Origin of the sequence: Flavobacterium sp., from assembly GCF_050696275.1 — a bacterium.
Lineage (GTDB): Bacteria > Bacteroidota > Bacteroidia > Flavobacteriales > Flavobacteriaceae > Flavobacterium.
The window spans coordinates 1-12,838 of the sequence record NZ_JBOGUT010000049.1 but is presented as its reverse complement, the minus strand read 5'-3'; the positions used below and the strand labels follow the sequence as shown (position 1 = coordinate 12,838).

The 12,838-nt window shown below is 36.0% G+C and carries 14 protein-coding genes, 1 tRNA gene and 1 pseudogene; 9 read left to right on the top strand and 7 right to left on the bottom strand.

From position 1 onward, the window contains the following. Both ACRDEC_RS16525 and ACRDEC_RS16520 read left to right on the top strand, forming a co-directional pair. The coding region (locus ACRDEC_RS16525; protein ID WP_431499473.1) for a T9SS type A sorting domain-containing protein at nt 1-713 on the top strand (713 nt) is incomplete at its 5' end. Between the two features lie 98 nt (nt 714-811). Further along, nucleotides 812-1,324, top strand: a complete 513-nt coding sequence (locus ACRDEC_RS16520; protein WP_431499472.1) for a hypothetical protein — start codon at nt 812-814, stop codon at nt 1,322-1,324. Between the two features lie 76 nt (nt 1,325-1,400). Here the strand turns inward: ACRDEC_RS16520 and dnaB are convergent, their stop codons facing one another. The 5 genes from dnaB to tgt all read right to left on the bottom strand — a co-directional run bounded on the left by dnaB (nt 1,401) and on the right by tgt (nt 7,305). Further along, complete coding sequence (gene dnaB, locus ACRDEC_RS16515; RefSeq protein ID WP_431499471.1) at nt 1,401-2,945, bottom strand: replicative DNA helicase; 1,545 nt, start codon at nt 2,943-2,945, stop codon at nt 1,401-1,403. Nucleotides 2,946-3,099: 154 nt separating this feature from the next. After that, nucleotides 3,100-4,053 carry an acetyl-CoA carboxylase carboxyltransferase subunit alpha gene (locus ACRDEC_RS16510; protein WP_431499470.1) on the bottom strand — a complete coding sequence of 318 codons (954 nt, stop codon included), beginning with the start codon at nt 4,051-4,053 and terminating at the stop codon, nt 3,100-3,102. Nucleotides 4,054-4,191: 138 nt separating this feature from the next. Further along, nucleotides 4,192-5,070 carry a DMT family transporter gene (locus ACRDEC_RS16505; protein ID WP_431499469.1) on the bottom strand — a complete coding sequence of 293 codons (879 nt, stop codon included), beginning with the start codon at nt 5,068-5,070 and terminating at the stop codon, nt 4,192-4,194. After that, nucleotides 5,057-6,148, bottom strand: a complete 1,092-nt coding sequence (locus ACRDEC_RS16500) for an LptF/LptG family permease (protein ID WP_431499468.1) — start codon at nt 6,146-6,148, stop codon at nt 5,057-5,059. The genes ACRDEC_RS16505 and ACRDEC_RS16500 overlap by 14 nt, the downstream gene beginning before the upstream one ends. 26 nt (nt 6,149-6,174) lie before the next feature. Beyond that, a complete protein-coding gene (gene tgt / locus ACRDEC_RS16495; protein ID WP_431499467.1) occupies nt 6,175-7,305 on the bottom strand; it encodes a tRNA guanosine(34) transglycosylase Tgt in 1,131 nt (376 codons plus the stop codon). 392 nt (nt 7,306-7,697) lie between these two features. Between tgt and ACRDEC_RS16490 the strand changes: the two genes are divergently transcribed. From ACRDEC_RS16490 to ACRDEC_RS16480, 3 genes and pseudogenes are all read left to right on the top strand, one after another. Further along, a complete protein-coding gene (locus tag ACRDEC_RS16490) occupies nt 7,698-8,549 on the top strand; it encodes a transketolase (RefSeq protein WP_431499466.1) in 852 nt (283 codons plus the stop codon). Between the two features lie 80 nt (nt 8,550-8,629). After that, nucleotides 8,630-9,133 (top strand): annotated as a pseudogene (locus tag ACRDEC_RS16485) (transketolase family protein); the annotation flags it as partial. 63 nt (nt 9,134-9,196) lie between these two features. Then, on the top strand, nt 9,197-9,583 hold the full coding sequence (locus ACRDEC_RS16480; protein ID WP_431499474.1) for a transketolase C-terminal domain-containing protein: 387 nt from the start codon (nt 9,197-9,199) through the stop codon (nt 9,581-9,583). Nucleotides 9,584-9,658: 75 nt separating this feature from the next. Here the strand turns inward: ACRDEC_RS16480 and ACRDEC_RS16475 are convergent, their stop codons facing one another. Beyond that, nucleotides 9,659-10,561 (bottom strand): FKBP-type peptidyl-prolyl cis-trans isomerase, encoded by a 903-nt coding sequence (locus ACRDEC_RS16475; RefSeq protein WP_431499465.1) that lies wholly within the window; start codon nt 10,559-10,561, stop codon nt 9,659-9,661. Between the two features lie 76 nt (nt 10,562-10,637). Here ACRDEC_RS16475 and ACRDEC_RS16470 point away from each other — a divergent pair, with 76 nt between their 5' ends. Genes ACRDEC_RS16470 through ACRDEC_RS16460 form a run of 3 tightly spaced genes read left to right on the top strand, consistent with a single transcriptional unit; the run spans nt 10,638 to nt 12,094 of the window. Continuing rightward, on the top strand, nt 10,638-11,024 hold the full coding sequence (locus ACRDEC_RS16470) for an RNA-binding S4 domain-containing protein (protein WP_431499464.1): 387 nt from the start codon (nt 10,638-10,640) through the stop codon (nt 11,022-11,024). Continuing rightward, nucleotides 11,005-11,592: a methyltransferase gene (locus ACRDEC_RS16465; protein ID WP_431499463.1), complete on the top strand. Its 588-nt coding sequence runs from the start codon at nt 11,005-11,007 to the stop codon at nt 11,590-11,592. Before ACRDEC_RS16470 ends, ACRDEC_RS16465 begins: the two co-directional genes overlap by 20 nt. Before the next feature lie 4 nt (nt 11,593-11,596). Next, entirely contained in the window at nt 11,597-12,094 is a 498-nt protein-coding gene (locus ACRDEC_RS16460; protein ID WP_431499462.1) for a phosphoribosyltransferase domain-containing protein, read from the top strand. On the opposite strand, the gene ACRDEC_RS16455 is transcribed toward ACRDEC_RS16460, so the two are convergent. After that, the gene (locus tag ACRDEC_RS16455; RefSeq protein ID WP_431499461.1) at nt 12,086-12,604 is read right to left on the bottom strand and encodes a shikimate kinase; all 519 of its coding nucleotides are present in this window, start codon (nt 12,602-12,604) and stop codon (nt 12,086-12,088) included. The genes ACRDEC_RS16460 and ACRDEC_RS16455 overlap by 9 nt on opposite strands. Nucleotides 12,605-12,731: 127 nt before the next feature. Between ACRDEC_RS16455 and ACRDEC_RS16450 the strand changes: the two genes are divergently transcribed. Further along, a tRNA-Lys gene (locus ACRDEC_RS16450) sits at nt 12,732-12,804 on the top strand. Nucleotides 12,805-12,838: the final 34 nt, after the last annotated feature.

The following is a 12,838-nucleotide window of genomic DNA, read 5'->3' as shown; positions in this document are numbered from 1 at the left end:
CAACTCAAAGTTTTACTATTACTGAACCTAATGCATTAGTTGCATCGGCGACAGCTCAGACCAATGTGTCATGTAACGGTGGTGCTAACGGTTCTGCTACAGTAACGGTTTCTGGTGGAACTCCTGGATACACTTACTCTTGGGCTCCTACTGGTGGAACAGCTGCTACGGCAACTGGTTTAGCAGCAGGAACGTACACAGTTACAGTGACGGATGCAAATGGATGTAGTGATACAGAATCTTTCACAATCACGGAACCAGCAGTTCTTGACCCATCAGTTACATTGGTTGGTAATACATTAACTGCTAATCAGGCTGGCGCAACATACCAATGGTTTGAGTGTCCAAGTACTCCTATCCCTGGAGCAACTGGTCAGACATTTACTGCTAGTACAAGTGGTTCTTACGGAGTTACTATTACTATGGGTGTATGTTCTGTTACTTCAGGATGTACATTAGGAAATGAAGAATTTGAAGCAAATCAAAGCTTCCTGCTTTACCCTAATCCAAGTAAAGACATCGTAAATATCAAATCTAGTTTTGATGGTGATTTTGTAGTAGTGAACCAATTAGGTCAAACTGTAAGAACATTCAAAGTTACTGCGAACAATATAAATACAATAAACTTAGACAGCTTGGCTGAAGGAGTATATTTTATACGCGGTGCAAATCAAACTAAAATTAAAACTCAAAGATTGATTATCAAAAAATAATTAAATCATAAAAGTCTTACAAAGAGGCTGTCATAAAAGACAGCCTCTTTCTTATTTTAAAAAAATCCTAATTTGTATACTAACTAATAAAGAAAAACATGGAGAGAAGATTATTTGTAAAAAATACCACCCTTTTAGCCTCAGGAATTTTGGCCTTATCAGGATCAAACTTATATGCTTCAAGTGAGGAAAAAAAGTCTAATGTTATTGATTTATCACCTGTTTCAACATCAAAGAATAAATTGATTCTTAAAGGATTGATTTTGGATTCTGTAACTTTTGAAAAAATTAATATCCAAAAAATTGATGTCCAGGTAAAAAGAAACAGATTTTTTTCGACAAAGCAATCTATTGAAAATATAAATGGTTCTTATCATATCCTTTCAGGATTTACAAATTCCGGTAAGGTATATGAAAAAATGAACGTACAAATAATCGCGGACGGATACAAACCTTATGAAGGACATATCTATCTGACAAAAGACGGATGTCATGTTCATAGTGAAGAATGGGACTACAATCCTGACTTCAAGCTTGAATACTGTCCTAAAAACAATACTTCAGGTACGCAAACGTTATCGGAATTCAACTTTCATCTGGTAAGAATATAAATATCTTATTAATAGGCTTAATAACAAAAAGGCTCCAATTAAGGAGCCTTTTTTATTTCTTATAACGATGTCATTTTTAAAACGGAACATCACTGTCATCATCAAAATTATTCAGGTTGCTTCCAAAAGCTTCATTTGCTGAAGGCAGATTTTTAGTGATAAAAGGATTATCATCTAAATTCATTTTGGATGGCAAATCATCATAACCTCCATTATATTCATCTAAATTATCAAACTTACCAAATTGACCAATAAACTTCAAACGAACATTTTCCAAACTACCATTACGGTGTTTTGCAATAATAAATTCGGCTTGACCTTGTGTAGGAGTATGTTCATCATCATCCCATTCGTCAATTTTATAATATTCAGGACGGTAAATAAACGATACAATATCCGCATCCTGCTCAATTGCTCCAGATTCACGAAGGTCAGAAAGCAATGGTCTTTTGCTGGCTCCACGAGTTTCAACGGCACGCGATAACTGGGAAAGTGCAATCACCGGAACTTCCAATTCTTTTGCCAATGCTTTTAAGTTTCTGGAAATCGTAGAAATTTCCTGCTCTCGGTTTCCTGGTCCTTTTCCGCTTCCGCCGGCAGTCATTAACTGAAGATAATCGACAATGATAATCTTAATATCGTGTTGTGATTTTAATCTTCGGGCTTTTGCTCGTAAATCGAAAATAGAAAGCGAGGGTGTATCGTCAATAAACAATGGTGCTTTTTCCAAGTCTTTAACTTTTACACTCAATTGCTCCCATTCATGCTTCTCCAATTTACCCGTTCTTAGTTTTTCAGAAGACAAACTTGTTTCTGAAGATATTAAACGCGTTATAAGCTGAACAGAGGACATCTCCAACGAAAATAATGCTACGGCATGATTTGTATTGATGGCGATATTTCGAGCCATAGAAAGTACAAATGCGGTCTTACCCATACCCGGACGGGCTGCAATAATAATCAAATCTGATGGCTGCCAGCCTGAGGTAATTTTATCAAGTTTTTCAAAACCGGTTGCAATTCCGCTCAATCCTTCTTTTCCGGCAATTTCTTCGATACGCTTCTTAGCCTGAATTACTAAACTTTGCGCCGTTTCAGAACTACGTTTAATATTTCCTTGCGTTACTTCGTAAAGTTTTGATTCTGCTTTGTCCAATAAATCGAAAACATCAGTGCTCTCATCATAGGACTCTTCAATAATTTCGGAAGAAATTTTAATCAGACTTCGCTGAATGTATTTCTGCAAAATGATTCTCGAGTGAAATTCAATATGTGCAGAAGACGATATTTTTTGTGTAAGCTGTATTAAATAAAAATCACCTCCGGCCAACTCCAGTTTTGCCATTTTTTTCAATTGTGCCGAAACCGTTAATAAGTCAATAGGTTGCGAATCGTTAAATAAAGTCACAATAGCTTCAAAAATATACTTGTGACCATCTTTGTAAAAAGCATCCGGCTGCAGGATATCAATTACTTCATCAACCCCCTTCTTATCAATCATCATCGCTCCAAGGACAGCCTCTTCCAAATCGAGAACCTGCGGTGGCAGCTTCCCTTTTTCAAGGTTTATAATTGTAGCTTTATCTACTCTTACAGGGTTAATATTTCTGAGATTTTCCATATTGGCGAAGTTAGGTCTATTTCTAAATAAATCGAAAGAAAAACAATCATTAAAATGTTAATAAACGGTGTTAACAACTTAAAATTTATGTTGATAACCAAAAAAAAATCCGAAACTGTAACGGTTTCGGATGTATATAGTTTTTGTAAGAAAATTACTCCTTGAACTCTCCCATCTTACTGTACTTATCCATTCTCTGAGCTACTAAATCAGCTGTTGATAAATTTTTCAATTCATTAAAGCCTTTCAATACATATTCTTTAACTGATTTAAAGGCTGTTACTTTATCGTAGTGTGCTCCTCCTAATGGTTCTGGAATAATATCGTCAATAAGGTTTTGTCTTTTCATATCGAAAGCAGTTAACTTCAAAGCTTCAGCAGCTTGTTCTTTAAACTCCCAACTTCTCCATAAGATAGAAGAACATGATTCCGGAGAAATTACCGAATACCAAGTGTTTTCCATCATATAAACTTTGTCACCCACTCCTATTCCTAATGCTCCTCCTGAAGCTCCTTCACCAACAATAACGGTAATGATAGGCACTTTCAGACGGATCATCTCTAAAATATTACGGGCAATAGCTTCTCCCTGACCTCTTTCTTCTGCTTCAAGACCCGGATAGGCTCCCGGAGTATCTACTAAAGTTAAAACCGGAATCCCGAATTTCTCTGCCATTTTCATCAAACGCAACGCTTTACGGTATCCTTCCGGATTTGCCATACCAAAATTTCGGTACTGACGCATTTTAGTATTAATTCCTTTTTGCTGACCAACAATCATAAACGACTGTCCGCCTATTCTACCCAAACCACCAATCATGGCTTTGTCATCTTTAAAATTTCTGTCTCCAAACAATTCTAAAAATGTGCCATCAGTCAAATTAGTAATGTGCTCTAAAGTATAAGGACGGTTAGGATGACGCGACATTTGAACTCTTTGCCAAGCCGTAAGGTTCTTATAGATATCTTTTTTGGTAGCTTCTAATTTTTGTTGAATCTGCTCACAGGTTGCTGTTACATCAACATCAGATTCCTGACCAATCACCTGACATTTGTCCAATTGATCTTCCAGTTCTTTAATAGGTAATTCAAAATCTAAATATTCCATAAGATTTTTGTGTTTTATTACTAAATTGAATCAACAAAGATAAAATTTTCAATTGAGTTTGAAAGTATAATTTGATATAATGTTCTTTTTAAGAGGTTTTGGAATGTAGGTTGCTAAATTCCAATTTGTTACAGATTATTATTTCTTCCTGTTCTTCAAAACTCCGTTCAAAATCACAGTCGATAAAATGATTAATGCTCCAACATAAAACGCCATACTCATTTTTTCTTTCTCGCTAAAAACAATTAAAGCAAGAATTATCCCGTAAATAGGTTCAAGGTTAATGGTAAGCATAACGGTATAAGGACTCAGGTATTTCATCACTTTTACGGAAGCCGAAAACGCATAAGCGGTACAAACCGAAGACAAAACCAAAAGCCACAGAAAATCACTCATCGATATCGTCAAAAACTCATGGGTTAGTTTTTCTGCAAATACCAGGTATAATGTTAGAACGAACAATCCACCGCCCAATTCGTAAAACGAAATAATGTTCGGATTATATTCTTTGGCATATTTCCCATTAACTACCGCGAAAAGAGCAGATAAAAAAGCGGATATGACAGCTAAGATAATCCCGGCCTTATATTTTGCTTCTACATTAAATATGATAAGCAAGCCAAGTATGACAATGATTCCGAAGAACAATTCGTACCATATTATTTTTCTTTTATAAAAAATAGGCTCTAAGATTGAAGCAAAAAAGGCTCCTGTAGACATGCAGGCTAACGTAATCGAAATATTAGAAACTTTAATCGCCTGATAAAAAGTAAGCCAATGTACTGCGATAATGATGCCCGCAATCATAAAACCGAAGAATACTTTTTTGGGGATTTTTAAAGATTCTTTGCTGTATACTACGTATGCAACCATAAAAAAAATGGCAAACAGCATCCTGAACCAAACCAGATCTAAAGCCTGCAAAGAAATCAATTTACCTAAAACTGCCGTAAATCCCCAAATAAAAACAATAAAATGAAGATGCAGATAACTGTTAAGTGCTTTATCTTTTGGCATTTCGAAGCAGATAAAAGGCTAAAACTCCGTAAACAATATTCGGAATCCAAACAGCAATTAATGGATTAATCGAAGATTTTTCAGCCAAAGTTCCAAAAATCTTATCCAGAAAGACGTAACTGAAAGCTAACGCAATTCCTATTGCCAGATTGATTCCCATTCCTCCACGGCGTTTCATCGAAGAAACTGCCACAGCAATAATAGTCAATATAAAAGCCGAAACCGGAATACTGTATTTTCTGTATTTAACAACAAGGTATCGGTTGATATTTGAAGATCCTCGCTTCTTTTCTTTTTCAATGAATTTATCCAATTCGGTTAAATTTAGCGTCTCAGCAATATAAATCACAGGTGTTAAATCATCCAATTCAAACTTAAACTTCATTGTCTTACTGTTCTCAGTTTCAATTTTATCCCCTAATTCCCCTATCGTTCGCTTGTTATAACCCAATAAAGTATATGTGCTGTCTTTAGGTTCCCATTGTATGGATGTTGCTGAAATTTTATAAATCAGACGCTCCCCATCAAACTTTTCAAACACAAAATTATAGCCGGTTTTAGCAGCCTGATTAAAATTACTCACAAAAATAAACTCCGTATCACTAATCTGACGATATACATCATCGGTTTCCCGCATTTCATTCCGCCCGTTACCTATTAGGTACATATACCGAAAGGTCTTAAATCCTTCACTGGCTTTAGGAACCAAAAAGAAGCCCATCAGCAGCGCAAACAACGAAACAATAGAAGCTCCTATGATATAAGGCCGCAAAAATCTCCTGAAAGAAATACCCGAACTCAGAATAGCAATAATTTCGGTATTGTTAGCCAATTTTGAAGTAAACCAGATAATCGATAAAAAGAGGAAGATCGGAAACAGCAAATTCGCGAAATAGACTATAAAATCCAGATAATATGAAGCTACTTTAACAAAAGGGACTTTATTCTCAAGAATTTTATTGATTTTTTCAGACACATCGACTGTAATCCCAACCGGAATAAACAAAAGTAACATTACCGAAAATGTAGAGAGATACCTCTTGAGAATGTATTTATCTATAATGGTCAATTTCTTCATGAAAATCTGAATCTATAATTTTAAGATTATAATCGTTGGCTCATTTGCTTTACCATTTTTTCTTTCCACTCACGGAAATCTCCTGCTAAGATATGCTTTCTGGCTTCACGAACCAACCACATGTAGAATCCTAAATTATGGATAGTTGCAATTTGTTTCCCCAAATATTCATTGGCAGCAAACAAATGACGCAAATACGCCTTGGAATATTCCGTATCAACAAAGGTGTGCGCCATTTCATCAATAGGCGAAAAATCGGCTTCCCATTTTTTGTTCTTAATATTAATTGTTCCATGCGCTGTAAACAACATACCGTTTCTGGCGTTACGTGTTGGCATAACACAATCAAACATGTCTATTCCTAAAGCGATATTCTCTAAAATATTAATTGGTGTACCAACACCCATCAGATACCGTGGCTTGTCTTCCGGCAATATGGCTGTAACTACTTCGGTCATTGCATACATTTCTTCAGCAGGCTCTCCTACCGAAAGTCCTCCAATAGCATTACCCTGTGCTCCTGCATTGGCAATATATTCTGCCGATTGTTCTCGAAGGTCTTTATAAGTACTTCCTTGAACAATAGGAAAAAAAGTCTGATCGTAACCGTATTTTACAGGCACTTTATCCAAATGCGAAATACATCTGTCCAACCAACGGTGCGTCATGTGCATCGAACGTTTTGCATAACGGTAATCACACGGATAAGGCGTGCACTCATCAAAAGCCATGATGATATCAGCCCCTATAGTACGCTGGATTTCCATAACACTTTCCGGGGAAAAGAAATGGTAAGAGCCGTCAATATGTGATTTAAATTTTACTCCTTCTTCTTTAATCTTTCTGTTGGAAGAAAGTGAATACACCTGGTATCCTCCTGAATCAGTCAGAATATTTCTGTCCCAATTCATAAATTTATGCAGTCCCCCAGCCTTTTCAAGAATCTCAGTTTGAGGACGTAAATACAAATGATAGGTATTCCCAAGAATAATATCCGGGTTAATATCGTTTTTCAATTCTCTCTGATGCACTCCTTTTACAGAGGCAACTGTTCCCACAGGCATAAAGATAGGCGTTTCAATTACACCGTGATCAGTAGTAATACTTCCTGCTCTGGCTTTTGTTTGCGGGTCTTTTTGTAATAAATCAAACTTCATATAGGCGTTTTTCTTCCGAACATTCGGGAGGCAAAGATAAGTTATTTAAAATTTTAGACCCTTTAGAAATTTAGAAATTTAACACCCAATCAATTGTTAAATGTCGTAAACTAATTTCTTCGTAAGAATTTGAATAATTAGACGTTCTTTTTTAGTTTTAATTTTACTTTCATCAAGACTTGCCTTTCATATTATAAACATTGTCATTATCCGAGTTTAAAGAACTCAGCAGGCAAATAACAGATTCTGAACAGGAACAAACACGCATCAGCAGAACCAATTTGCAAACTGTAGCTTTTAATAATATAAATTTCTAAAAATCCAATTATCGAATACTCTGAAAAATCCAATTATCTGATTATCTTTGCGGAAGTTTAACTTTTACACATAAAATGAAGCCTAACACACAACAATTAAACGATTTAACGATTCAGGTAAGAAGAGATATCCTTCGTATGGTACATGCCGTAAATTCAGGTCATCCAGGAGGTTCTTTGGGTTGCACCGAATTTTTGGTAGCTTTATACCAAAACCTGATGGACCGCAAACCTGGTTTTGATATGGACGGAATCGGCGAAGATGTTTTCTTCCTTTCCAACGGACACATCTCACCTGTATTTTACAGCGTTCTGGCAAGAAGCGGCTATTTTCCGGTAAAAGAATTAGCTACTTTCAGAAAATTAAACTCCAGATTGCAAGGACATCCAACCACTCACGAAGGTTTACCAGGTGTAAGAATTGCTTCAGGATCTCTTGGGCAAGGCTTATCAGTAGGTATTGGTGCAGCTCAGGCAAAAAAACTGAACAATTGCAACCATTTAATTTACACCTTACATGGAGATGGCGAATTGCAGGAAGGACAAAACTGGGAAGCGATCATGTATGCTTCTGCTAAAAAAGTAGACAACCTTATTGCTACAATCGATTTAAACGGAAAGCAAATTGACGGTACCACCGATGAAGTTTTAGCAATGGGTAGTATCCGTGCTAAGTTTGAAGCGTTTGACTGGGAAGTAATTGACATTAAAGAAGGAAATAACATCGACGCTATTATCGCCGGAATGACTGAAGCCAAATCAAAAACCGGAAAAGGAAAACCAGTTTGTGTATTGCTGCATACCGAAATGGGTAATGGAGTAGATTACATGATGTACTCTCATGCATGGCATGGTAAAGCTCCTAATGATGAGCAATTAGCATTGGCCTTAAGTCAAAACTATTCTGAAGACGAGCAGGATTACTAAAACAATAATGACGTAAACAATTATAAGAATCAGAACAAACCTTATAATTGGCAACGCATTGCAATCTTTTAAATTGAATAATGAAAAAATATACAAACACAGGAAGTAAAGATACTCGTTCAGGTTTTGGAGCGGGCATGACAGAACTAGGTCAGAAGAATGAAAATGTAGTAGCCCTTTGTGCTGACTTAATTGGTTCTTTAAAATTTGACGAATTCAAGAAAAATCATCCGGAGCGTTTTTTCCAAATCGGAATTGCAGAAGCTAACATGATTGGAATTGCAGCCGGATTAACCATTGGAGGTAAAATTCCTTTCACAGGAACTTTTGCCAACTTTTCTACCGGAAGAGTTTACGACCAGATTCGTCAATCTGTTGCTTATTCAGATAAAAATGTAAAAATCTGTGCTTCACATGCCGGATTAACTTTAGGAGAAGATGGTGCGACTCATCAAATTCTTGAAGATATAGGTTTGATGAAAATGTTGCCTGGAATGACTGTAATCAACACTTGTGATTACAACCAAACCAAAGCAGCTACGTTAGCATTGGCAGATCATCACGGTCCTGCTTATTTGCGTTTTGGACGTCCGGTAGTGCCTAACTTCACTCCTGCTGACGAACCGTTCATAATTGGAAAAGCAATAATGTTAAGCGAAGGAACTGATGTAACTATTGTTGCAACAGGTCACTTAGTTTGGGAAGCCTTAATTGCTGCAGAAGCATTAGAAGCTAAAGGCATTTCTGCTGAAGTAATCAATATTCACACCATCAAACCGCTTGATGATGAAGCTATTCTTGCATCAGTAGCAAAAACCGGTTGCATCGTAACCGCAGAAGAACATAACTTCCTTGGAGGTCTTGGTGAAAGTGTTGCCAGAGTATTAGCTTTAAACAATCCTAAGCCACAGGAATTCGTTGCTGTAAACGACAGCTTCGGAGAATCCGGAACTCCGGAACAATTAATGGAAAAATACAAATTAAACAATCAGGCTATTGTTGAAGCTGTAGAAAGAGTAATCAAAAGAAAATAATTTTCTACTGAGGTTCTTATAAAATAAAAAACCCGTTCCAATTGAACGGGTTTTTTATTTTATAAGAACTATTTTTTAATTAGTAGGCTTGCAGGTTTTAGTAAGATGGACTTTCTTATTACCGTCTGCAGTACATATTGGTATATTTGCAAAATCAAAATAACCTCCAGCCGGGTTTTTAATTTCAAATTTAGTCGCGTACCCATCTCCATCATCATCAGTATCCAGATAGTTTGGTTTCCCATCACCATCGGTATCATCATCTTTTAAATTACCATTACCATTAATATCTTCATACCTTGATTCTACCCTGTCATAATCATGGTCAACATAATTTACAGTATTTAATTTAAAATTAAAAATCAAAGGAGAATAAGCAGGAATAACCCCTTTCACCGCATTATAATACCCAAAAGCAGAAGGCAAAAACATCACTCCAGCTCCATAATTATCATAATTTACAGACCCATTACCGTTTACAGTATATGTTCCTGATTTAAAAAGCGGCAAAATCTCACTCCATCCGGTAACAACACTCTCTAATGGAAACCAAAGAGGATCCTGAGTCTGGTCAAAGCTTGTATTATCAAGCAACCTTCCTCTGTAAGATGTAAAAATTGAATCAACAGGTGTTGGCCTATCAGTAACCCCTTCTCTTAACGAAATATAATAAATCTTGTAATCAATCCCATCTCTTGTTACTGTTTTGTAAGGGTTAGGATTTGGTGTTATATATTGATCTTTTATTGAAACTAAACCACCAGTATTCGGATTTGGGATCTTAGTGAAAGTCACATCATAAGTTCCAGGAGTCACATCCATATGGTAATCAACAAAGAATTTTTCGATTTTAGCCAAATCGACAGGGTATTGTTCTACAAAAGGATTTGCCGGAGTTATAGTAACGTCATCATCTTTTTTACAAGAAATAAAGAAACCGAAAAATAAAATTACCGCTACCTTAAGAAATCTAGTCATATATAGTATTTTTGAACGCGCAAGATACAATTTTGATTTATTTTTGTATAAACTTTAACTTTGTTTTTTATTTTTTATGAGAGTAGACAAATTCTTATGGTGTGTCAGGTATTACAAAACCAGAAATATGGTAACTGAAGCCTGTAAAAAAAACCACGTCACTGTAAACGGTCAGGTAGCTAAAGCTTCAAAAGAGGTTTTCCCCGGGGATAAAATCACTTTCAGAAGAGATCAGATTACCTATATTATAGCTGTCTTGGACATTCCGGACAATCGTGTAGGCGCAAAACTGGTAGATATTTACCGAAAAGACGAAACACCGGAAGAATCTTTCGCTCATTTAGAACTGCTCAAACTATCAAAAGAGCATTACCGTAAAACCGGAGCAGGAAGGCCTACCAAGAAAGACCGTCGTGATTTAGAAGATTTTGGAACTGATATTAATGAAGATGAAACTGAATAGTAATTATTGGGAAAACAGGTATCTTAATGATGATGCGGTCTGGGATACCGGAATCATCACAACTCCAATTAAGGAATACATTGACCAGCTCGATAATAAATCGGCTAAAATATTAATCCCAGGTTGCGGGAACGGTTATGAGTTCGAATATTTACTCAATAATGGCTTTAGCAATAGTTTTGTTCTGGATTATGCCGAAAGTCCATTACGCAATCTTAAAAACCGTATATCCGGCCATAACGAAGACCAATTCATCCAATCCGATTTCTTTGAACATGATTCGCAATATGATCTGATTTTGGAACAGACTTTCTTTTGTGCTCTGGATCCAGGATTAAGAACTGAATACGTCAAAAAAATGCACGACCTGCTTTCTCCAAAAGGAAAACTCGTCGGATTGCTGTTTCAATTCCCATTAACAGAAAGCGGCCCTCCGTTTGGCGGTTCAAAAGAAGAATACCTAAACTTATTTTCGAGTTACTTCGAAATAAAAAAACTGGAACCCGCATATAATTCAATAAAACCACGTCAGGGAAACGAACTCTTTTTTATCTTTACGAAAAAATAAACCCATGAGCCAAAATATTATTTTAAATCATCAGGAAATCGAATTCAAAATAAAGCGTATCGCTTACCAGATTTATGAAACCTTTATCGATGAAAATGAAATTATTATAGCCGGAATTCATGGAAACGGCAGCATTTTTGCCAACAAGATTGCTTCAGTCTTAAAAACAATCTCACCATTAAAGGTAATTTTGTGTGATGTTATTATTGATAAAAAAAATCCTCAGGCAACAATTACCACTTCAGTAGACAAAAATGTTTACCAAAATAAGGGATTGATTTTAGTAGACGATGTGCTCAACTCAGGAACCACATTAATTTATGGTGTAAGACATTTTCTTGATGTGCCGCATACCAAATTCAAAACTGCCGTGCTGGTAGACCGAAATCATAAAAAATACCCGATAAAAGCCGATTTTAAAGGAATTTCATTATCTACTTCATTACTAGAGCACGTACAGGTTGTTTTTGATGAAAAAGGAGATTATGCCTATTTAGAGTAGGATTTTTTCAATTTCAGCAGCAATTTCCAATGGTGACTTATCATCTACAATAATAATGTGCTTGCATTGGTTGTAATAAAAACTTCTGTCAAAAAGATGCTTGGCAATATATTCTGTTAATTCCTGCTCAGATAAGTCTTTTAGTAATGGTCTTTCCGATTTATTTTCCTTCAACCTCTGAACCAAAGTTGCAATGCTTGCTTTCAGATAAATAGAAACTATTCCTTCCGACTGCAAAAACAAATGATTATTCGCATAACAAGGCGTACCTCCTCCCAAACTCAAAATAAACGATTCTTCTGAATTGATTGTTTCAGCAAAAATCTCATGTTCTTTTTTTCTAAAAAACACTTCTCCCTGCTCTGAAAAAATCTGATTTATACTTTTTGAAAGTCTATTTTCGATAAGATGATCCAAATCTAAAAAAGAAATATTGGTCATTTTTGACACTAATTTTCCTATTTCCGTTTTTCCGGACCCCATATAACCCACTAAAACAATTTTATTCATTTACCTAAACCCTTATAAATTAACGCCTTGAAGACAATTGCAAAAAAAAGGTAAATTTATCATTAATTTGCTTTGCAATGTTAATAATAAGGTATTATATTTGCACCCGCAATAAGGAAATGATTTAGACTTGGTAGCTCAGTTGGTAGAGCACATCACTTTTAATGATGGGGTCCTGGGTTCGAGCCCCAGCCAGGTCACAGAAAAGTCGAACAGCAATGTTTGACTTTTTTC

Bases quoted from the DNA above. Each gene is read 5' to 3' on its own strand.
- ACRDEC_RS16520 (WP_431499472.1), top strand. From the start codon at position 812: ATGGAGAGAAGATTATTTGTAAAAAATACCACCCTTTTAGCCTCAGGA.
- ACRDEC_RS16480 (WP_431499474.1), top strand. From the start codon at position 9,197: ATGTTAAGCGAAGGAACTGATGTAACTATTGTTGCAACAGGTCACTTA.
- tgt (WP_431499467.1), bottom strand. From the start codon at position 7,305: ATGAAGTTTGATTTATTACAAAAAGACCCGCAAACAAAAGCCAGAGCA.
- ACRDEC_RS16505 (WP_431499469.1), bottom strand. From the start codon at position 5,070: ATGCCAAAAGATAAAGCACTTAACAGTTATCTGCATCTTCATTTTATT.
- ACRDEC_RS16465 (WP_431499463.1), top strand. From the start codon at position 11,005: ATGAAGATGAAACTGAATAGTAATTATTGGGAAAACAGGTATCTTAAT.
- ACRDEC_RS16470 (WP_431499464.1), top strand. From the start codon at position 10,638: ATGAGAGTAGACAAATTCTTATGGTGTGTCAGGTATTACAAAACCAGA.
- ACRDEC_RS16490 (WP_431499466.1), top strand. From the start codon at position 7,698: ATGAAGCCTAACACACAACAATTAAACGATTTAACGATTCAGGTAAGA.
- ACRDEC_RS16460 (WP_431499462.1), top strand. From the start codon at position 11,597: ATGAGCCAAAATATTATTTTAAATCATCAGGAAATCGAATTCAAAATA.
- ACRDEC_RS16500 (WP_431499468.1), bottom strand. From the start codon at position 6,148: ATGAAGAAATTGACCATTATAGATAAATACATTCTCAAGAGGTATCTC.
- dnaB (WP_431499471.1), bottom strand. From the start codon at position 2,945: ATGGAAAATCTCAGAAATATTAACCCTGTAAGAGTAGATAAAGCTACA.
- ACRDEC_RS16475 (WP_431499465.1), bottom strand. From the start codon at position 10,561: ATGACTAGATTTCTTAAGGTAGCGGTAATTTTATTTTTCGGTTTCTTT.
- ACRDEC_RS16510 (WP_431499470.1), bottom strand. From the start codon at position 4,053: ATGGAATATTTAGATTTTGAATTACCTATTAAAGAACTGGAAGATCAA.
- ACRDEC_RS16455 (WP_431499461.1), bottom strand. From the start codon at position 12,604: ATGAATAAAATTGTTTTAGTGGGTTATATGGGGTCCGGAAAAACGGAA.